Annotated in this window: 22 protein-coding genes; 16 read left to right on the top strand and 6 right to left on the bottom strand. The window is 33.9% G+C overall.

Annotation, left to right across the window (positions count from 1 at the left end):
* Window positions 1–9 precede the first annotated feature (9 nt).
* The 3 genes from atpG to atpC are packed head-to-tail and all read left to right on the top strand — an operon-like array spanning window position 10 to window position 2,683.
* Window positions 10–867 (top strand): ATP synthase F1 subunit gamma, encoded by an 858-nt coding sequence (gene atpG / locus H8707_RS03195; RefSeq protein WP_262428711.1) that lies wholly within the window; start codon window positions 10–12, stop codon window positions 865–867.
* Window positions 868–881: 14 nt separating this feature from the next.
* A complete protein-coding gene (gene atpD, locus H8707_RS03200; protein WP_262428712.1) occupies window positions 882–2,273 on the top strand; it encodes a F0F1 ATP synthase subunit beta in 1,392 nt (463 codons plus the stop codon).
* A 2-nt stretch (window positions 2,274–2,275) separates the two neighbouring features.
* Window positions 2,276–2,683, top strand: coding sequence for an ATP synthase F1 subunit epsilon (gene atpC / locus H8707_RS03205; protein WP_262428713.1), 408 nt, complete (start codon window positions 2,276–2,278; stop codon window positions 2,681–2,683).
* Window positions 2,684–2,746: 63 nt separating this feature from the next.
* On the opposite strand, the gene plsY is transcribed toward atpC, so the two are convergent.
* Window positions 2,747–3,400 (bottom strand): glycerol-3-phosphate 1-O-acyltransferase PlsY, encoded by a 654-nt coding sequence (plsY, locus tag H8707_RS03210; protein ID WP_316699582.1) that lies wholly within the window; start codon window positions 3,398–3,400, stop codon window positions 2,747–2,749.
* 287 nt (window positions 3,401–3,687) lie between these two features.
* On the opposite strand from plsY, the gene citG reads away from it, so the two are divergent.
* From citG to H8707_RS03260, 10 genes are all read left to right on the top strand, one after another.
* The gene (gene citG, locus H8707_RS03215; RefSeq protein WP_262428715.1) at window positions 3,688–4,575 is read left to right on the top strand and encodes a triphosphoribosyl-dephospho-CoA synthase CitG; all 888 of its coding nucleotides are present in this window, start codon (window positions 3,688–3,690) and stop codon (window positions 4,573–4,575) included.
* Window positions 4,572–5,087, top strand: coding sequence for a citrate lyase holo-[acyl-carrier protein] synthase (gene citX / locus H8707_RS03220; RefSeq protein ID WP_262428716.1), 516 nt, complete (start codon window positions 4,572–4,574; stop codon window positions 5,085–5,087). Before citG ends, citX begins: the two co-directional genes overlap by 4 nt.
* Window positions 5,088–5,169: 82 nt before the next feature.
* Window positions 5,170–6,507 (top strand): Na+/H+ antiporter NhaC family protein, encoded by a 1,338-nt coding sequence (locus H8707_RS03225; RefSeq protein ID WP_262428717.1) that lies wholly within the window; start codon window positions 5,170–5,172, stop codon window positions 6,505–6,507.
* 55 nt (window positions 6,508–6,562) lie between these two features.
* Window positions 6,563–8,185 carry a LysM peptidoglycan-binding domain-containing protein gene (locus tag H8707_RS03230; RefSeq protein WP_262428718.1) on the top strand — a complete coding sequence of 541 codons (1,623 nt, stop codon included), beginning with the start codon at window positions 6,563–6,565 and terminating at the stop codon, window positions 8,183–8,185.
* A gap of 115 nt (window positions 8,186–8,300) precedes the next feature.
* The gene (locus H8707_RS03235; protein ID WP_262428719.1) at window positions 8,301–9,260 is read left to right on the top strand and encodes a hypothetical protein; all 960 of its coding nucleotides are present in this window, start codon (window positions 8,301–8,303) and stop codon (window positions 9,258–9,260) included.
* A gap of 15 nt (window positions 9,261–9,275) precedes the next feature.
* Entirely contained in the window at window positions 9,276–9,833 is a 558-nt protein-coding gene (locus H8707_RS03240; protein WP_262428720.1) for a DJ-1 family glyoxalase III, read from the top strand.
* Between the two features lie 347 nt (window positions 9,834–10,180).
* On the top strand, window positions 10,181–11,119 hold the full coding sequence (locus H8707_RS03245) for an LCP family protein (RefSeq protein ID WP_262428721.1): 939 nt from the start codon (window positions 10,181–10,183) through the stop codon (window positions 11,117–11,119).
* A gap of 136 nt (window positions 11,120–11,255) precedes the next feature.
* Complete coding sequence (fni, locus tag H8707_RS03250; protein WP_262428722.1) at window positions 11,256–12,266, top strand: type 2 isopentenyl-diphosphate Delta-isomerase; 1,011 nt, start codon at window positions 11,256–11,258, stop codon at window positions 12,264–12,266.
* A gap of 58 nt (window positions 12,267–12,324) precedes the next feature.
* Entirely contained in the window at window positions 12,325–12,459 is a 135-nt protein-coding gene (locus H8707_RS03255; protein WP_262428723.1) for a hypothetical protein, read from the top strand.
* A 59-nt stretch (window positions 12,460–12,518) separates the two neighbouring features.
* Window positions 12,519–13,445, top strand: coding sequence for an ATP-binding cassette domain-containing protein (locus tag H8707_RS03260; RefSeq protein ID WP_262428724.1), 927 nt, complete (start codon window positions 12,519–12,521; stop codon window positions 13,443–13,445).
* Here the strand turns inward: H8707_RS03260 and H8707_RS03265 are convergent.
* Entirely contained in the window at window positions 13,442–15,226 is a 1,785-nt protein-coding gene (locus H8707_RS03265) for a DUF2207 domain-containing protein (RefSeq protein ID WP_262428725.1), read from the bottom strand. The two genes, H8707_RS03260 and H8707_RS03265, sit on opposite strands and share 4 nt — an antisense overlap.
* 423 nt (window positions 15,227–15,649) lie before the next feature.
* Here H8707_RS03265 and H8707_RS03270 point away from each other — a divergent pair, with 423 nt between their 5' ends.
* Complete coding sequence (locus H8707_RS03270; RefSeq protein WP_262428726.1) at window positions 15,650–16,384, top strand: biotin--[acetyl-CoA-carboxylase] ligase; 735 nt, start codon at window positions 15,650–15,652, stop codon at window positions 16,382–16,384.
* On the opposite strand, the gene H8707_RS03275 is transcribed toward H8707_RS03270, so the two are convergent.
* Complete coding sequence (locus H8707_RS03275; RefSeq protein ID WP_262428727.1) at window positions 16,374–17,396, bottom strand: lysylphosphatidylglycerol synthase transmembrane domain-containing protein; 1,023 nt, start codon at window positions 17,394–17,396, stop codon at window positions 16,374–16,376. The two genes, H8707_RS03270 and H8707_RS03275, sit on opposite strands and share 11 nt — an antisense overlap.
* Window positions 17,397–17,546: 150 nt before the next feature.
* Here H8707_RS03275 and H8707_RS03280 point away from each other — a divergent pair, with 150 nt between their 5' ends.
* Together H8707_RS03280 and H8707_RS03285 are read left to right on the top strand one after the other, a co-directional pair.
* Window positions 17,547–17,924 carry a GntR family transcriptional regulator gene (locus tag H8707_RS03280; protein WP_262428728.1) on the top strand — a complete coding sequence of 126 codons (378 nt, stop codon included), beginning with the start codon at window positions 17,547–17,549 and terminating at the stop codon, window positions 17,922–17,924.
* On the top strand, window positions 17,924–18,475 hold the full coding sequence (locus H8707_RS03285) for an ABC transporter ATP-binding protein (protein ID WP_262428729.1): 552 nt from the start codon (window positions 17,924–17,926) through the stop codon (window positions 18,473–18,475). The genes H8707_RS03280 and H8707_RS03285 overlap by 1 nt, the downstream gene beginning before the upstream one ends.
* 398 nt (window positions 18,476–18,873) lie before the next feature.
* Here the strand turns inward: H8707_RS03285 and H8707_RS03290 are convergent, their stop codons facing one another.
* The 3 genes from H8707_RS03290 to H8707_RS03300 all read right to left on the bottom strand — a co-directional run bounded on the left by H8707_RS03290 (window position 18,874) and on the right by H8707_RS03300 (window position 21,550).
* The gene (locus H8707_RS03290) at window positions 18,874–19,350 is read right to left on the bottom strand and encodes a DsrE/DsrF/DrsH-like family protein (protein ID WP_262428730.1); all 477 of its coding nucleotides are present in this window, start codon (window positions 19,348–19,350) and stop codon (window positions 18,874–18,876) included.
* A gap of 55 nt (window positions 19,351–19,405) precedes the next feature.
* Window positions 19,406–20,719 carry an aminotransferase class V-fold PLP-dependent enzyme gene (locus H8707_RS03295; protein ID WP_262428731.1) on the bottom strand — a complete coding sequence of 438 codons (1,314 nt, stop codon included), beginning with the start codon at window positions 20,717–20,719 and terminating at the stop codon, window positions 19,406–19,408.
* A 129-nt stretch (window positions 20,720–20,848) separates the two neighbouring features.
* Window positions 20,849–21,550, bottom strand: a complete 702-nt coding sequence (locus H8707_RS03300) for a hydrolase (protein ID WP_262428732.1) — start codon at window positions 21,548–21,550, stop codon at window positions 20,849–20,851.
* Window positions 21,551–21,667 lie beyond the last annotated feature (117 nt).

The raw sequence follows: 21,667 nt of genomic DNA on the forward strand, positions 1-21,667 counted from the left end.
GGTGAAAAGATGGCACAATCAACACGTGATATAAAGAGGAGAATAAAAAGCATAGGCAGTATTATGCAGATAACCAAAGCTATGGAGCTGGTTTCTTCTGCGAAACTTACTAAAGCCAAGGAACGATTAATAAGGACTCGTCCCTACTACTATACTGTTTTAAAAAATATACAGCAAACATTCAATATAGTTGGAGATCGTCATCCTCTATTAATGGATAAAGAAATAAACAAATCATTATATATTGTCATTTCAGATGATAGAGGACTGGCAGGAGGTTATAACAACAACATTGTAAAGCTTGTGGAAGATGAAGCTAAAGGTAGAGAAAAAGATGTTTTTTTAATATTAATTGGGACTAAGTCAATAGATTATTTCAGAAATAGTGAATATAAAATTATAAAGAAATTTACCGGAATCACCGAAGACCCTCTTTATTCTGATGCTGAAAAAATTGGAGAATTGGCATTTAATCTATATAAAGATTATGAGGTTGATGAAATAAAAGTTGCTTTTACAAGGTTTGTCAACAATCTGACTCATGAACCGGAAATAAGACAATTACTTCCATATGTAAGTTTCTGGGAGGAAGAAGATAGAAAAAACAAGGTAATAGACTTTGAACCATCTCCTGAAGAAGTTTTTGATTATTTGATACCTAAGTATGTAAATAGTTACATTTATGGTGCTTTAATTGAAGCATCCTGCAGTGAACAAGCTGCGAGAAGAATTGCAATGGAAGTAGCCACAGATAATGCAAAGGAAATTATTGAGGAATTGAAGGTAAGCTACAATCATGCAAGGCAGTCAGCTATCACTACAGAATTAAATGAAATCATTACAAGTGCGGAGGTTCTCAAAGAATAGAAAGGAAGGTGCTTATGGGAAAAGGAAAAGTAGTCCAGATAATCGGACCTATAGTCGATATAGAATTTGATGAAGATGAAATGCCGGAGCTTTTAAATGCTATTGAAATATATGCAAATGACGAGAAAATTATCGTAGAGGTAGCTCAACATATGGGCGATGATATAGTACGATGCGTTTCAATGGGAATTACAGACGGTTTAGTTAGAGGAATGGAAGCAAAGGATACAGGTCATCCTATAAAAATACCTGTAGGCAGAGAAACCCTAGGTAGAGTCTTTAACGTATTAGGCGAAACCATCGATGGGAAAGAACAGGTAATTACCGACAAAATGGAATCCATACACAAAGATGCTCCATCCTTTGAAGAACAAGATACCGCAAATGAAATACTTGAAACGGGTATTAAGGTAGTTGATTTGATAGCTCCATACGCAAAGGGTGGTAAGGTTGGTTTATTTGGCGGAGCAGGGGTAGGAAAGACGGTTCTTATTCAAGAACTTATAAACAACATAGCAAGGGAGCATGGCGGGCTCTCTGTATTTGCAGGAGTTGGGGAGCGTTCCAGAGAGGGTAATGACCTCTATCATGAAATGATTCAGTCAGGGGTTATCGACAAGACTGCATTAGTGTTTGGTCAGATGAATGAACCACCCGGAGCACGTATGCGAGTTGCTTTGTCGGGACTTACGATGGCAGAATATTTTAGGGATGAAGAGGAACAGGATGTACTTTTATTTATAGATAATATATTCAGATTTACTCAAGCTGGTTCGGAAGTGTCAGCGCTTCTTGGCAGAATGCCAAGTGCAGTAGGGTATCAACCGACTCTTGCAACCGAAATGGGGCAGCTTCAGGAAAGAATCACTTCAACCAAGAAGGGTTCAATTACATCGGTTCAAGCAGTATATGTGCCTGCAGATGACTTGACTGACCCTGCGCCTGCCACTACATTTGCACACTTGGATGCGACTACTGTACTATCAAGAAGCATATCTGAATTAGGCATATATCCTGCGGTAGATCCACTGGATTCAACTTCGAGGATGCTTGATCCTAAAATAGTAGGAGAAGAACATTATCAAGTAGCACGTGGAGTACAGGAAATACTTCAAAAGTATAAGGACTTGCAGGATATTATAGCCATTCTTGGAATGGATGAGCTCTCTGATGAGGATAAGCTTGTTGTTAACAGGGCTAGAAAGATACAGAGGTTTTTATCTCAGCCATTTCATGTTGCTGAAGAGTTCACAGGAATCGAAGGCAAATACGTTCCGATTCAAGAGACAGTAAGAGGATTTAAAGAAATTCTTGAAGGCAAACATGACGATGTTTCAGAAACGGCTTTCTTTATGAAAGGAAGCATTGATGATGTTCTTAAAGATACAAGCAATTTGGAGGGATAAATATGAGTTTATTCCATCTTGATATAGTAACCCCTAAAAGACAGTTTTTTTCTGATGATATTGATATGGTTGTGGTAAAGGGAATTGATGGAGAGCTTGCAGTGCTTAAAGGAAGAGCGCCTTTGATAACTCCGCTAAAAATAGGGAAGATCAGAATATTTAAGGAAGATACGGTTCTAGTAGCTGCAATAGAAGACGGTTATATAAGTGTTGACGAGAATTCCACAACTATCGTCACCAAGGGTGCAGAATGGCCTTATGAAATAGATATAGAAGGTGCTATGGAAGATAAGAGAAGAGCTGAAGAAGCTTTGAGAAGAGATCGCGGCGTGGATGTAGTTCAAGCTGAATTGTTCTTAAGACGAGCACTAAATCGCATTGAAGTAGCACAATACCATAAGAAGGATTAATAGAAAATATATAAAAAAACGAGTAAATATCCATTATCATTTTTGGATATGTATTCGTTTTTTTTATATATATTTAGATTTTGATTTCTTCTTTAGAGCATCTCTTACTCTACTTTCCTGATTACTTATTATTTTTTTTATATTAGGTAAATGTTTATAAAAGCTTTGTAAAGCTATAAAAACAGTAATTAAAGTACAAGCAGTGCCGAAATTTAGATAAATAGTAGCCAATATAAAGAATGCAACTAAGGACATAGTTCCTAATGCAATGTAATCAGTTAACAAGGTAACTGTTAATATTATTAAAAAACCAATAATTCCAATTCTGTAATCTATACCAAATAACATACCTAAAGTAGAGGCGGTTCCCTTACCACCTTTGAATTTCATAAAAAAGGGATAGTTATGACCAAGGATGACTCCTGTGCCATTTAGATATAAATTCAACATATTATTCTCTAAAAATGATATCTTGAATAAATACCTTATTAGAAGCAGAGAAATCACAGCTTTGATTATATCCAAAAGCCCTACCGTTACACCCATTTTCCAGCCAAAGACTTCTACTGTATTTGATGCACCGGCATTTCCGCCTCCAAGAGTTCTTATATCGACTTTTTTAATAATTTTGCTCAAGATATAGGACCATTGTAGACAGCCTATTAGATAGCCAATTAGTATAACTATTATAAATTTATACATAAATAACATATTCATTTTCTAATTTTTCTGCAGCCTGAAAACACCTCATTTGCAATATAGTCATATCTATTCCCCCTCATATAAGTTAGCTTTATATTATCAAAAAAGCCTATAGAAATCAATAAATATTATTTAACAAATAGGCATGTGATTATGTCCGATTAAATAGGGGTTGATAAATAATAATATGGTATGTATACTTGGTTATGAAAACATTGCTATAATAGATATTATGATAGAGTTTTTACAAGACAATAAAGACGCTATAATAAGGATCTTATGTATTAAGGAGGGAATATAGCATGAATAATCATGAATTTTTTACCTATATAAATAGTCTTGCTACGAAATCAATGCTGTATGAATTAGCAGCAACGCCTAAACCCGGGTTGGTTGATAGGTCTAATTCAGGCGCCCACAATGATATGGATATATTTACCTTCATAGATAGCAGCCTATCCATTAATACATATTTTTGTGAATGTGCAAAGGTCGGATATGAGTATAATGAAGATGATTATTCCAATTTATTAAATAGCTTAAGACCAATAGGTATAGTTGCAGAAAAGAAAATGTTTGAGGCAACAAAAGGAGTAAACACCCATAAGGGATTGATTTTCTCCTTAGGTCTTATATCTGCTGTATCAGGTGTTATATATAAAAAAACAAACAGCATATATATTAATTCTTGTAAAGTATCAAGGTTAATGAGAGAAGTCGCCAAGGGGCTTACTAATGAATTATCGAATATAGAAAATAAAAGCAAATTAACTTACGGAGAAATATTGTATAAAAAATATGGCATACAGGGAATAAGAGGGGAAGCAGAATCCGGATTTGAAACTGTATTAGAGCATTCATTGCCTTTATTTATATCTCTAATTAATGAAAACAAATATCATATAAATGATATATTGGTACAGGTTTTATTGAGTTTAATGGTAAATACCGAAGACAGCAATATATTAGGAAGACATGATATAGATACCTTAATATATGTTAAAGAAAAAGCTAAGCATGCTATTGGATTGGGAGGTTATCTGACTTATGAAGGGCAAAACTATGTACGAGAAATGGATAAAGATTTTATTAAGCGGGGTATAAGTCCGGGGGGAGCTGCCGACTTACTTGCAATTACAATTATGCTGCATATGCTTCAATATGGGAATGATTTAAGAGGTGTAAGATGATTAATGAAAAGATATTATTAGAGATTCTAAAATCCAGAGAGGATAGGGCAAATAGGCAGGAGGAGCTTTTAAAGAAATATCCATATAGTTTAATATCTTTTACTTTAAATACTCCCGGTGAAATTAAAGATAGCATATTATATAGAAAAGTACACAAAGAAGGTATAGAAGCGATAAGAAGTACATTGGGGAAACATGGAGTTAATATGGTTTTTTCTGAAGAATTACATAAAAATACAGGGCCTGAGTTTTACGCAATAGTGGATATAGATGCTAATAGCTTAAAGGGATTAATGGTAGATATAGAAGATAATCACAGGCTTGGACGTATCTTTGATATTGATGTGTTTGACAAAGGACACAATCAAATAGGCAGATCGAAATTGGGCTTAAGTAGCAGAAAATGTTTGATTTGTAATGAAGATGCAAGGAATTGTATGATAAACAGAACACATTCATATGAGGATTTAATAAAAAAGGTGGAGGAAATAGTCTCAACCATAGAAGATTAAAATGTGTATGAGATAAAGCAAAGGTACCAATAAACATAGATAATAAATTAAGCAATTAGAATTATAAAAAGGAAGAAGATGAATGCAAATGTTAATCTTATTTGGGTTTATATTATCATTTATTATACTGATTTTTGTTGCAATAAAAGGGCTGTATATTGGATACGGTATATCATTAAGTTTTTTAATATTTGCAGCTATATCCCTAAAGTTGGGAAAATCGTTCAAAGAAATTGGACAAACTGCATTAACAGGAGGGAAAAAGGCTTTTGTTGTGCTTAAGGTTTTTATGCTTATAGGACTTGTCACTGCTTCGTGGCTAATTGCAGGGACAATTCCTTCAATAGTATATTACTGTATGAAAATTTTAAATCCGAGTTTTTTTATACTATTCGCATTTTTGGCAACATCTATGGTTGGTTATATTCTTGGAACATCTATGGGTGTTGCAAGTACAATAGGGATTGTACTTATGATAATGGCAAGAGGCGGAGATATTAATTTGAATCTTATAGCGGGAGCGATACTTTCAGGTTGTTATTTTGGAGATAGAACATCGCCAATGTCTTCCAGTGCTGCGCTTGTAGCAAATCAAACCGGAGTGGAATTTTATCCTATGCTAAAAGGCTTTAGAAGGACTACATATATACCGTTTTTAATAGTTTCACTTATATATCTTATATTATCCTTATCAAACCCATTAAATAATGTAGATAGCAATATATTAACGGAAATTAAAGATAATTTTACTGTCAACTACATAGTGCTGTTGCCTGCAATAGTAATGCTAATTCTAAGCATATTTCAAATTAATGTAAAGAAGTCCATGGTAATAAGTATTATTACCGGGGTAATTATGGCTCTAATAGTTCAAGGGGCATCTTTTGTTGATATAATAAAAACACTGATATTTGGATTTAGAATGGAGCCTGACAATCCTTTAGCAAATATTATAAAGGGCGGCGGATTGATATCAATGCTAAAAGCATGTTTTGTAGTATTTGTATCATGCTCAATGGCAGGATTATTTGAAGGGATGGATTTATTTAATAGAATTGGGAATTTATTTAGAAATGTCCATACAAGAGCTAAAATTTTTATGGCAACAGGGATTACAGCGTTTATAAGCGCTTGTTTTGGCGGAAATCAATCTATTGCGATTGTTATGACCAGTGAAATCATGAAAAAAGTATATGAGGATAACAAAATTGAGCATTATGAACTGGCCATAGATTTAGCCAATACTGCAGTACTTTTTGCAGCAATAATACCTTGGAATATTGCATGTCTGATCCCTGCCAATGCTTTGGATGTGCATCCGGCATCAATAGTGCCTTATTCATTCTATTTATTTATACCTTTCATATATAATTATATTAAATTACATATTAAATTAGGATTTAGTTGTAGTAACTCTTAACCACTTTTTTGCATAGTATATAGTGCATAGAATAATGAAAGAAAGGTGGTTATTAATGTACGACTATAATGAATTATCAGGTAATTGTAATTGTCCTTCGGGCAGTTTTTCCTACACAATCAAATCAGGGGACACATTGTATTTATTGGCTAAAAGATATAATACAACGGTAGAAGCAATTAAGAAATTGAATCCGGGTATCAATCCAAACAATCTGCAGATAGGTCAGAAAATATGTATACCTGGTTCAACTACTCCAACTCCTCCTCCACCGCCAACAAGATGCCCATCAGGGTCGTTTGCTTATACAATCAAATCAGGGGATACATTATACCTATTAGCAATTAGGTATAATACAACAGTAGAAGCAATTATGAGGTTAAATCCCGGAATAGATCCAATGAATTTGCAAATTGGTCAAGTGATTTGTATACCAAGTTCAACTCCACCGCCAACAAGGTGCCCGTCAGGAACCTTTGAGTATACAATAAAAGCAGGTGACACATTATTTGAATTGGCAAATAGGTTCAATACAACAGTACAGGCAATAATGGCAGTAAATCCCGGGATAGATCCAAACAATCTAAGAGTAGGTCAAGTAATCTGTATACCGGAAGTAACCCCGCCGCCAACAAGGTGCCCGTCAGGAACCTTTGAGTATACAATAAGAGCAGGAGACACGCTATTTGAATTGGCGAATAGATTCAATACAACAGTGCAGGCAATAATGGCAGTAAATCCCGGAATAGATCCGAGTAATCTAAGAGTAGGTCAAGTAATCTGTATACCGGAAGTAACTCCACCGCCAATGAGATGTCCGATGGGAACCTTTGAGTATACAATAAGAGCAGGAGACACATTATTTGAATTAGCCATGAGATTCAATACAACAGTGCAAGCAATAATGGCAGTAAATCCCGGGATAGATCCGAGTAATCTAAGAGTAGGTCAAGTAATCTGTATACCGGAAGTAACCCCACCGCCAACTAGATGTCCGATGGGAACCTTTGAGTATACAATAAGAGCAGGAGACACATTATTTGGATTAGCAAATAGATTTAACACAACAGTGCAGGCAATAATGGCAGTAAATCCCGGAATAGATCCAAACAATCTAAGAGTAGGTCAAATAATTTGTATACCGGAAGTAACCCCACCGCCAATGAGATGTCCGATGGGAACCTTTGAGTATACAATAAGAGCAGGAGACACGCTATTTGGATTAGCAAATAGATTCAATACAACAGCGCAAGCAATAATGGCAGTAAATCCCGGGATAGATCCAAACAATCTAAGAGTAGGTCAAATAATCTGTATACCGGAAGTAACCCCACCGCCAACAAGGTGCCCGTCAGGAAGCTTTGAGTATACAGTAAGAGCAGGGGACACATTATACGAATTAGCCAAAAGATTCAATACAACGGTAGAAGCGATAATGTCAATAAATATGGGATTGGATCCATGTAATCTAAAAATAGGTCAGGTAATTTGTATACCTAAAGCTATGCCTCCGGAATGTGATGGAATGTATTATGTTGTTAGAGCAGGAGATACACTATATTCAATAGCCAATATGTTTAATGTAAGCTTGGCTGATTTAATGGCTGCAAATCCAGGGGTTGATCCTAACAATCTAAGAGTAGGTCAAATGCTTTGTATACCAAAACCAAAATGTTAATATAATAAGCCTCCTTTTGGGGGCTTATTTTTTGTAATTGTATTGTAAATACTTTATTTAATTAGTATGATAAAATTAGGGTATAAAAGAATATAATGTGAAAGAAGGGAAACAAATGAAAAAAAGATTAATATTCTTAACTATACTGGCAATGGTACTGACAGGGATCTTATCAGGTTGTAAGAAAAAGGCACCTGCACAGGAATCTGATCCTACACAGGCTAATAAAGGAATAGTCGAAGTTGATGAAGACGAAAAGGAAAAAATTATTAAAGAATTCGATAATATCGTGGAAAAGCATGAAGATTTAGAAGATATAGTAGCATATGTGAATCAAAATATAGGAAAAGTGGACGAGCTAAATGCCAACGATATGATAGATACATTGGAAAAGACTTTGGAAATAAATCTTGATGATGTTTTTGATAGAATACTTGCTACTGATAAGAAAAATGAATTGATGGAGATTGCAGGTACACAAATTAATTTTCCCGAAGATAAAATTGGAGAGATAAAGAATAAAAAGTTAAAAACAGAGATAACAAAAATATATAATAGCAAACTAAAACTTGTAAATTTGGAAGGTGCTTTTTATCCAATTATAGATTATGCAAAATTCAGCGAATATAACGGTTTTGTTTCTGAAGAGTGGAGAGATTATCTATCGCTTAAGGCATTTGACTCGGATGATATTCCATTTGTAGATGGGTCAATTAGAATCCCTTTTGATTCACTTGCAGATAGGATATTGAAAACCGAAAATTTCTTAAACAAATTTATCGATGGTCCCAGACAAGAAGAAATACTTGATCAATATGAACAGAAACTATCAGCATATATGAAAGGCTTAGACAATACAGCTATATATGACGGAAATAATACAAAATTAATATTTGATGATGTGATGGACAGCTATGATAAGCTATCAAAGGTAGATGGATATATAACACCTACTATCGTATATAAATATATTGAAGTAATTAAAGAAAATAAAGGCGTAATAGATGAAAATGTATTTAAAGAAGCCGATAAATTTATAGCTGAAGCAGTTGAGATGTTGAAAGAGTTTAAATAAGAGGGAGGGATTATTATGACCAAGGTAATTGTATTATTGGCTGAAGGTTTTGAAGAGGTAGAGGCTTTAACACCTGTTGATTATCTAAGGAGAATGGGTGTTGAAGTAGATATGGTGGCTCTGACTGAGAATTTGATCGTTGAAGGAGCCCACGGCATAAAGATAATAGCAAATAAACAAATCGATGAAATTTTAGATTATGATAACTATAACGGAGTGATCATACCGGGAGGATTACCCGGGGCTACAAATCTAAGGGATGATGACAGAGTAATCAAATTGGTTAAAGAATTCAACGAGAAAAAACGACTGGTAGCAGCTATATGTGCAGGTCCTATAGTACTTGCAAGAGCAGGGATTATAAAAGGAAAGTACGTAACCTCCTATCCCGGATTTGAAAAAGATTTGCAAGATGGGAAATATAAGGAAGATATTGTAGTGCAAGATGGTAATATAATTACGGCCAGGGGTCCGGCTATTGCAGTATATTTTGCCATTAGAATATCAGAGTATTTACAAGGTAAAGAAAAAGCAGAAGAGCTTAAAAAATCTATATTGTTGGATTTAGTTTAAAATAAAGAGATAGAGTAAAAAGGGGGCTTTACCCTCTTTTTTTATGTCCATAGCTCGCCCCTAACAACTCTTAGTTCTTACCTATTCACTATCTTTAAAACCGGAGATCCTTCGAAAGCAGTGCTTATACTGTCCGTCTTACCCTTAGACTACAAAGGGTACACGGCAGGACGACCCAAGGGTAGATTGTGAATTGTGAATTGTGAATTGTCTTGTATCCATATTGTAAACTAAAAAAGTTGATTTTTAATTGTAATTCTATCTTTTTTATAGTATTATTTAATAAGTACGTAAAAGCAGGGGTTATTCTTTCGTTACCCCTTGGCATAAAAAGAAGAGGTGTAGTTATGAAAAAAAAGTTTATCGTTGCCTTTTTAGCATCCTTAGTATGCTTTACATTATTATATTCGACGGTATTAAGCTCGGTTTTTAACAGGCCTGCATCAGCTGTCACAGATGATCCAAATGATTTAAACAATGAAACTAGCGATATTAATCCAAAGGTTAAAGATGAGATATTGTTTTTATTATTAGGTGTAGATGCACAAAGTGTAAAGAAATCAAAGGGAACACGTACGGATACAATGATGCTTACAAAGGTAAATTTTGAAACCGGTGAAATAAATATTTTATCGATACCAAGAGATACAAGGGTATATGTTAATGGCAAACAAGATAAGATAAATGCGGCACATGCTTATGGGGGAGCTGATTTGACATTAGAAACAGTAAATGATTTCTTAGGGTTGGATATAGATTATTATGTAAAAATTGATTATAATATTGTTCAGGAAGTCGTAGAGAAGATTGGCGGAGTTACAATAGATGTACCATTTGATATGAAATATAAGGATCCAACAGCTAAGCCACCGCTTGATATAAATATTAAGAAGGGTGTTCAAACATTAGATGGAAAAAATGCGCATGATTTCTTAAGGTGGAGACACAACAACTCTTATACCGTAGGCTATAAGGACGGGGATGTCGGCAGAATTAAAGCTCAGCAATATTTTATGAAGGAGCTTGTAAAGCAAACCTTAAAACCCAAAAATCTGCTTAAATTGCCTGGCTTAATAGAAGCATACTTCACTAATGTTGAAACCAATATTCCATTGGGGACAATGCTTAAAGCTGCAGCATCAGCAAACAAAATAGATACGGAAAAAATGGTAACAGAGACTGTGCCCGGTGAAGGGAAGTATATTGGCGATATAAGTTACTATATATATGACAGGGAGAAAATAGATATTTTAGTAAATGAGATGTTTGAAAACTACCTAAATTAGGATTCTTTACATTGTATTAAAAATAAAGTATTATATTAGTATACCTTAATAATAACGAGATAACCTCGTTGAAACGGTGTTTGAGATAACTGAAAGTAGTTTCGTGGATGCTTAAAACATTAGAAGAGGTGTAATAATGAGAAGGGCAAGAAAAAGAGAACATATTGAAAATTATTTAATGACATCTTTTAAAGGAGATAACTTGCTGGGCGATGTTTATTTAGAGCACAATGCATTACCTAATTTGAGTTTTGATGATATTGATACAAGAACACTCTTTTTAGGGAAAACAATCGATTATCCTATTTTAATCAACGCAATGACGGGTGGAGCCGACTTTTCCCAAGAAATAAATAGAGATTTGGCTACTTTGGCAAAAGAATTTAATATTCCAATGGCAGTAGGCTCTCAAACAATCGCATTAGAGGAAGAAGATAGTCGGGAATCATTTAAAATAGTAAAAGAGATAATTGGTGATGATGGAATAGTTATAAGCAATTTAAATGGACAAGCAAGCGTAGATGATGCAAGAAATGCTATAGAATTGATTGATTCCGACGCGCTTCAAATTCACTTGAATCCTGCTCAGGAACTCGCAATGGAAGAAGGAGACAGGAATTTCGTTGGAGTTTCAGACAATATAAAAAGCATATTGGACAATATTGATAAGCCAATAATCATAAAAGAAGTGGGATTTGGCATATCCAAAGATGTTGCCAAGACATTATATGATATAGGTGTTAGAAATATTGACGTTGCAGGCTATGGTGGCACAAATTTTATGGAAATAGAAAATCTGCGAAATCCTGCAATAGATTTAACTGAGCTTTATTCTTGGGGAATACCCACTGCGGTAGCATTGATTAATTTAAGACAATTGCCCAATGATTTAAACATTATATCCAGCGGTGGAATAAGAAGTGGTATGGATGTAGCAAAATCTATAGTATTGGGTGCTAATATATCCGGTATTAGCGGAGAACTGCTATCATATCTTGTTCATGGCGGCTATACAAACGCAAAGGCATATTTAGAGGATATAATATATAAGATGAGAATGATAATGTTGTTATTAGGCAAGAGAGATATTGAAGAATTAAAAAAGACCAATTATAAGGTCACTGGGAAATTAAAGGATTTAATATAAAACAAGGATAGAATCCCCTTTATCACTATGTTATACTGTTGTGAGAGGGGGATTTTTTATGCTAAAAACTATTGGATTTTTATTTAAAAAGATTAAACAATATGATGTACTGATGATACCCATAATGATTATTTATACGATTCTTTCTGCAATTAATCAGATGGATACAGGTATGACTCAGTTAAAAAGTTAGGGATTAAAGCCGCTAAAATAGGATTACAAGACATTGAGAAGAAGTCCAATCTAGATTTATTGGAAAGAGGAAAACAAGGAACTCATGATATAATGTCCTTTACAGAGACTATTTCAAACATGACAGCTTCTTTGATTACTATTATTATGGTAATAACTATATTGGTAAAAAATGATTGGAGATTGATAATAGTTGTCCTATTATGTAATATAGCTACAATTCCGTGTTTTAATAAGATTAGAGATTTGGATATAGATAATGCAAAGAGGGGAATTCCTGAAAACAGAGCTTATAGGTATTTAGTTTCAGTTTCAACAGATTTTCGCTTTGCAAAGGATTTAAGAATATATAGAGGAGATAAATTTTTTCTAAAAAAGGCAGAAGATACTATGGATAAAATACTCCATATAAATCATGAATATTTTACTAAGAATGGTATTTGGAATGGGTTTGCGCAATCTATTGTACAAATCCAATTAACCCTAACATTTATAATACTGGGCTTTAGCCTATTGACAGCCAAAATAACGGTTGGTACATTTACAATGCTTTATGGTGCCAGCAATCAATTAGGAAGGTCATTTAATAGTTTGATTCAAGGATATACAGATTTGATTACATTAAGTGTTAATTTAGATCCCTATTATGAATTTCTAAATATTGCTGAAATAGGAAAAGAGGGAGAAAAGTTTAGCCAATCTTTAATTAAACCTGTTTCTCTAACCTTTGAAGATGTTACCTTCCGATATCCAACTGCTGAAGAGGATATATTGAAAAATGTAAGTTTTCATATATATCCCGGGGAAACATTAGCAATTGTTGGGAAGAATGGGGCAGGTAAGACCACCTTAATAAAATTATTATGTAGATTATACAAGCCGCAAAAAGGAAGAATATTAATAAATGGAATGGATATTGAGTCGCCTATATCTCTACAGCGCAGCATATGCGCTACGCTGCAGCTAGGCGAATTTTGTCCGCCTTAAAATCCTCCTGCGCCTCCACCGCCTGAGCCACCGCCTCCACCACCGGAAAAGCCCCCGCCGCCGCCAAAGTTAGTGCTTGTTCCGGTTGAAGAACCTGTGTCTCCATAAAAGCTTGCATTGAAATTATCTTCAAAAGTAGAACCGCCTTTTTTACCTCGGGTGAAATACCATAATCCCCAATACATTGGATAATAATCATCATCTACATTTACTCTATAATTATCAAGATCTTCCATATTCACGCCAAGGGCCATAGCATTTATCATATTTTTATCTTTAGGGATTCCGATATCAATTTTTCCTAGGGACTCAACTTCCTTTTTAAAATCTTTCCACAACCCATGTTGGATATACCCTTCGTCTGATTTTCTGGATATCAGAATAAATCCATATACTAAGAAGAAGACACCTATAAGTATGCTTCCTATTCCATAAAGGGCTTTATATACTACAGAAACAATACCTATTATGAGAAATACAAAGCTTAATAATAATAAGATGAACCCAAATTTACTACTAATTGGATCATTGTATCCTTTATTATCCAACTCTTTTTTAACGAGGGTCATCCATGAATTATATTTCTTACTGTAAATGTTTGATCTTTTAGAACGATATTTATCAATATCATTTGTAGAGACTTGATTACCATCGCCTATTTCATTAATGAACCAATCTAATAAAAAGGACTCATGAGACAACAATTCCGAATCTCGTTTTCCCGTATCGATAAATAGGTAATCCTCTTTCCGATACCTTTTCTTAGCTGCTGGGTTTTCGATTACATCAATTGTTAGATAACCTCTTCTGGATAGGTCAAATATTGTAGCTAGCATACCTCTAGAATTTATAGCCGAATTCATAAACAAATTCAATTCAGCAGGGGATAGATCTTTTGGATAAAGGCTCGCCATATTATTGTAGATTTCAGGGTCTCTTTTAAATTTCTTAAGTACAAAGCCTATGACAGCCAAACCAATAACTAAAAATATTGCAGAGACTGAATTAAGTACTTTATTGACATTTTGTTTTCTTGATTCTTTTTCTGCTATTTCTTCAGCAAATTCCTTTTCTTCCTGAAGTATACCATCTAAAGTATTGTTTCCTGCTATATTGCTAAAAGGTACATACTCCGGTGGATACAACACCCTAGCCTCTACGAATGTGTTTGAAGAAACATCATCAACTTCTAATCTAATCTTGTTATCATCTGTAAAATTGATATTTCCATTCAAAGGACCATGCCCAAATATCCTGATTCTATTTTTATCAAATTGAGGCAGCAATATTGTTGCTGAAAAGTGATCTACATCAGTTTCATTTTCATTACCTATAAATTTATAGTACAATTCTCCTGTATCTTTATGCACAACAGCTGCATTTACAAAATCATATTTCAATCTAAAAGTTTTTTGCTCATCATTAGACGGAGAAAAGATTTTGATATTTAGTCCGTTTTCACTTTCCTCATAATTATAGACATTTGTATCTCCATTTTCAGCATTTTCATCAAAATTAAATTCAATTTCCTCGCCATCAACGATTCCATAAACCTTTAGGTTGGCAACATCCTGTATTTTGTCATAATTAATAAATCTATAAACACCGTTAAACTCATCTTTGAAGTTAAATGTTATATCCTCTGAAATCTGCAAATTTCCATTTTCCTTTAAGTTTGAATCAACAATCCAATTGGATATCTGTAAACTATTCTCTGCGAAAGACGAAAAGGGAATCATACAAATTATAAACGTCAAGGATAATGCAATAAATTTTTTCAAAAAATCACCTCCATTTAAAAACCCTAAAGCTCGACCTGACAATTCTTACCTATTATCCATTACTCATTACTTATTACCTATCTTTTCTGTTATTCACTCTTCACTATCTTTAAAACCGGAGATCCTTCGAAAGCAGTACTTATACTGCTAAACTCAGGATGACATCAGCAGTAAATTCGGGTATATAAATGCCGTATAATCACTGCAGGAGTCATTCTGGAACGAAGTGAAGAATCTCTGTTAAAGGCCCTAAAGCTCGACCTCAACAACTCTTCACTCTTAGTTCTTAGCTCTTCACTTTTCTTTCAATTGTGAACTGTGAATTGTGAACTGTAAATTGTTATTATATATTATATACCCAAATTATGTTTTTGAGTTGTTTTTATGTTAAAATAAATTCAAAAGAAAAAAGGAGCAACCCAATTGAAAAGAAAAACATACCATTATACTACAATTGATTCAACCAATATTAAGGCTAAACAATTGGCGCCAACAGAAGAAGAGGGTACTGTAATAATAGCCGAGGAGCAAAGGATGGGGAAAGGCAGACTTGGAAGAAGTTGGCTTTCTAAAAATGGGAAGGGAATATATATGTCCATTATATTGAAACCTAAAGCTGATATAATGAAGGTTCCGAGTATTACATCTATAGGAGCAGCTAGCGTATATTTAGCTTTAAGGGAAATGGGCGTAGAGTCAAAAATAAAATGGCCAAATGATATATTGGTAGGTAATAAAAAAATATGCGGCATACTTACAGAGATAAGTGGTGATACGAATAAGGTAAATTATGTGATAATGGGCATTGGAGTCAATGTAAACTTAGAGGAATATGAAATACCGGAGGAATTAAAGGGCATGGTCACATCTTTAAAGATATATTTGGGAAGAACAATAGATAAGGGGAATTTGTCAGAGCTGATATTGGATAATTTTGATAGATTATATGCCCCCTTTAAAGACGGGGGCAATATATCTCATGTTTTGCATATATGCAAGGAAAATTCTTCACTATTAGGTAAAGATATTAAAGTAATAAGCGGAAATGAAATTCGAGTGGGAAAGGCATTGGATATCAATGAATCCGGAGAACTGGTAGTAGAATTTGGTGATTGTCTAGAAGCTATTAACTCAGGGGAAGTTTCAATTAGGCTTTAATTTCTTTTTTAAATTTTCTATTTATAAAATCAATTAAAGTTATTATACCTGAAATAATCAACCTTAGATAATAGTCTATAAATCTCCAAATAAGCAGTGCAAAGTTCATAATATCCTTGGGGAATACAGCGTTGAATATCATATAAAATCCGCCTTCAGCAGCTCCTGCTGTTCCCGGGGTAGGCATAAAAGATACAGCCATGTAATGCAATGATTGCAGAGCCAATATATCCATAAAACCGGCATCGTTAAGTCCCACTGCCCGATATACAAAATAAGTAATGCCGAGGCTGAAAGTCAATTGAATAATAGATATTATTACTAATTCAATAGTTGATTTCTTGTTTCTCCTCATTTCTTCAATGCTGTTTTTATAATCATTTAAACTTCTATATGCCCTTTCTTCGGTTTTATCTATATCCTTAACTATTTTAATGCGGTGTCCAAAGTTTAACAACTTTCCCAAATTCCTTTTAACCAATTTTTCGTTGAGAAAGAAGCCGAATATAACAAATAATACTAATAAATTCAACAAAAAGCCTATGATGATAAAAGGAATTCCTAAGCTGATTTTGTCGATTAAAAACTTAAATTTAAATATAAGCATAAATAAAGAATAGGATATAACTACTACTTGAAAAATTAAAAATTTATTGGCAAATATGGATGTAGCTTTACCAATCGGTACTCCCTCTTTTACTAAGGAATAGACTTGAAGAGGTTGACCGCCAGTTGAAAATGGCGTAATCGCACTATAATACTGACCGATCATAGTTACGTTTAGGGATTTTAAATAACTGCCCTTAATATTTAATGTTCTTTTCATTCTAAATACAATATAGGCCTCACATAACCAATAAATAATCAAGCATAAAAAGGCCATCAATAGGTATAGTTTATCTGTGTTTTTAATTAATGTCGGCAAATTTCCAATAAAGCCTTCATTAAGAATAAGCCAAAGGGTTAGCCCGAAAAGTCCAAATAAAATAATATAATTTAATATTTTTTTCATGGATATTTACCTCGTTTCTATTTGATGATTATTAAATTATACTACTTTAGCTGAGTTATTAAAAGAGAAAAAAATCCCTTGACAACTGTACACACTGTACATATACTGTATATAATAGATAATAACGGTATAATCAGTAGGAGGTGTATTATGAGGATTTTGATTTCTAACTCATCCAATGAGCCTATTTATAATCAAGTGATGAGTCAAATAAGAACTAATATTCTAAAAGGTGATTTGAAGGAGGGAGAACTATTACCTTCAATACGAGGATTAGCTAGAGACTTACAAATATCGGTTATTACAACAAAAAGAGCCTATGATGAATTGGAGAAAGAAGGATTTATAGAAACAGTACCAGGTAAAGGCTCATATGTGGCGGTGCAAAATAAAGAACTTATGAAGGAGAAAAAGTTAAAAATTATTGAAGAGAAACTATTGGAAGTAGTTGAGGATAGCAGGCTTATGGGATTTACTTATGAAGAAATAAATGACATGCTCAAGATCTTATTTGAGGAGGTAATATAATGCTAGAAATAAACAATCTATCTAAAGAATTTGTTTATGAAAAATTTAAATTAGACAATGTATCATTTAAGCTGGAGCCTGGATATATCATGGGATTCATTGGGCCGAATGGCTCAGGTAAAAGCACTACCATAAAGTTAATAATGAATTTATTGAAAAAGGACTCCGGGGAAATTAAAATTTTTGGGAAGGACCATTTAAAATACGAAAAGGAAGTTAAGGATAGAATCGGTTTTGTATATGATGAATCTCACTTTTATGAGACATTTACCATTGAAGAAATGAAAAATGTTATTGCACCCTTCTATAGTAAATGGGACGATAAGTTATTTTATGATTATCTAAAGGATTTCGATTTGGGACCGGAATATAAGATAAAAACATTGTCAAAGGGTATGAAGATGAAGTTCTCCCTTGCAATAGCTTTAAGTCATAACCCCGATTTGATTATAATGGATGAACCTACATCAGGGCTTGATCCTATTTTTAGACGAGAAATACTTGATGTTTTGTATAGTTCTGCGATTTGCTCCAAATCAGATGTAATATGAGTTGAGAAAAATATGGCTTTGTTTTCATCTTGAATAATAATTGGTTTAGAAAATACTATCTTGCCTTTGTTTATATATGTGGCATCTAATTAAGAAAGACATATTGTTATGTAGAGTAGGTATTGTCTTCATCCTACTAATAAATATATTTTTTGGGTGGCGCGGCTTAATTTTTATGACTATACTAAGATCTGAAACCATAATATCAACATTTATGTTATGCTATGTTTTGTTTATGGGCTTATTTCTTACCCTTGGAATAATATATTAATTTATTGGATAAAAAAATGCTAGCTTTGATATCATTTGTAACTTCATTGATCTTGTATTGGGTATCAATGGAAGTGTCAAAACGTAATTACTCAAAATAAATCTGGAGTGGCTAATTCACCACCCCACTAAATAAATAGCTGTATATTGGACTTTAATGCATCTTTTAAATAATCTTCAGCTGTAATTATTTCCACTTCAGGTAAAAAATCCCCTTCCCTAAAGCCCATTACTTCGCAGGAAAGCTTACATGCTTTCATATTCACACCCTTTTTCAATGCGCCCTTTAAAAACGCCTCAATTGTAGGTGTATCACTGTCTTCCATCATACCAACTAACATTTTCTTACCTATGCCTGCAAAGTTCATCTTAGATAATGGTAAATCTTCTATACCCTTTGGAGTCATATTCGCAAACATCTTTTCCGATATGGTTTTGTCATCCTTAGGGTCATCATTAGGTTTTCTAATGAGTAAAAGTCCCCAAAATGCAAAAAACATATTTACATCTACATTTATTTCCATAGCCGTATTGGCTAAAATTAATGCAGCTAAAGCCTTGTCATAATCTCCGCTGAACATAAGTATACTCATTTTTTCGTTCAAAAGATTTCCTCCTTAAGATTATCATTTTAATCCTTAATTATCTTTATTGTTTAGTTTAATCTAAAGGAAAATTTCTATACATATTCGCATAATATCCTATGTTTTCACTTATTTTATTTATCAGAAATATAAATAAATCAATCTCATTATAATCATTATAAAGCCCGAAGCTTATTCTAACCATGCCGGGCAAATTACATCTATCATTGTGCCTATATCTTTTAGAATCCTCATTTGAAATGCCAAGCAATCTTTGCACATAAGGTTGGGCGCAAAAGCAGCCATTTCTTACGGCGATTCCGCCTTCTTTATTTAAAATGTAGGCTAATTCAGTGTGATGCAGACCATTCATATTGAATGAAATAATTGAGACTTTATTTTCTGTTTGGAAATCATCATAGATTATTAGATTGGGTATGTTTTTCAATAAATCAAGAAAATAGGCTGTAAGATTTCTTTCATATGCCTCGATTCTTTCCATTCCGATACATTTAAGTGTTCTTATGCTTTCTGTCAGCGCTACTACACCCATTAAATTGGGAGTGCCCGCTTCCTCTTTTTCAGGGACATCAGCCCATATTACATCATCTGTTGAGACAAATTTGACCGTTCCTCCTCCTACCAATTCGGAGTATCCGTCTTTAAATGTATCTTTAGGCGCAATTAGTGCGCCTGTTCCAAAGGGGGCATACATTTTATGACCGGAAAAAGCAACATAATTTATATGTTCCGGTGAATCTACAGGCTTCATATCAAATTTTCTGTGAGGGATAAGCTGAGCTCCATCAACCAATACCTTTGCTCCATGCTTATGGGCTATGCGCGCAATATCATATATCGGATTTATATATCCGGTAACATTTGAAGCGCCGGATACAGCCACAAGTCCTACTTTTCCCCTATATCTTTTTAATTTGTTTTCTAAATCATTCATATCCAGTCTGCCATTATCATCTATACCAACAAATGAAGTATTGTATTTTAGTGTCCAAGGCAGCATATTTGAATGATGCTCCATGTATGTAGCTAAAACAATTTTATCCTTTAAGGTATTTTTAAGCCTATATGAAAGTTTATTGATGCATTCGGTTGTATTTTTAAGAAATATTACGGTGTGAAAATCCCTATCCCCTCCTACGAAGTCAAGGACCTGTTCTCTTGCCTCATCGTAGAACTTGGAGGATAATGTGGATTTAAAACCTGTGCCTCTATGAATTGATGAATATATGGGAGCAAAATCAACTAACGAGTTTATTACTGAATGAAACGGAGGAGTTGTTGCAGCATTATCAAAATTTATATAATGTACTAAATTGCCATTTGAAAGCGTAACATCATAATTTTCTCCTGATACCAAATTCTTAAACATAAAATCACCCTAACTAAAATAATATTTTTAAAAATTTCCTATTTAAAAATGAATAAATCTATAGTATATATTATTTATCGTTAGAGTTTTGGTGAGTAATAAGCAAAAAAAGAACCCGTTGAAGGTTCTCTAATAAGGTTCGCCATTTCTATATTTAGTCATAATAGTTGCAAATATTTCACCTGATGTTGGCGGGGTATAAGTAATCGCGTTAGCGCCGGCTTCAATTGTTTCCAAAATAGTTTCTTCTCTCGGTCCGCCTGTTGCTATAATTGGAAGCTCCCTGCCATATTGATTTCTAATTTGTCTAACTATATTTGCGGTATTTGCACCTCCGGATATATTCAAGATGCTAACTCCGGCTTCAAGTTTTCCGTCATAGTCATCATCCAATGAGGCCACCGTAGCTATAATTGGAATATCAATTTTATCCTTCATTTCACGAATGACTTCATTTTTAGTGGGAGCATTTACAACAACGCCATAAGCTCCCATAAGTTCTGCCTGAAGAGCAATTTGAATACTGCGATGTCCAGTAGTAAGTCCGCCTCCCACTCCAACAAATACAGGGACCGCTGCCACTTCCAATATTGCCTGTGTAATGCTCAATTGAGGAGTAAAAGGATATACGGCTATTATTGAGCCTGCATTTGTGTTTTTTATAATAGCCACATCTGTGGAAAATAAAAGGGATTTAATTCTGGTTCCTAAAACTTTAATTCCGCTTGCTTTGTAAATTGCCGGTGGAACTTCTATGCTTCTAGACCTAAGCTGTGACTTTATTTCAGGGATATATTTTTCTTTTTCCAAATTACCATACCTCCAAATCATATTTCAGTAACAGTTTACCCATTATTACTTTTGTCAAACGTTAAATATTAATATATAATGGATATAATAATTACAATTCACAGTTCACAATTCACAATTCACAATTGAAAGAAAAGT

It is taken from the genome of Paratissierella segnis (assembly GCF_014385195.1).
Classification (GTDB): domain Bacteria; phylum Bacillota; class Clostridia; order Tissierellales; family Tissierellaceae; genus Paratissierella; species Paratissierella segnis.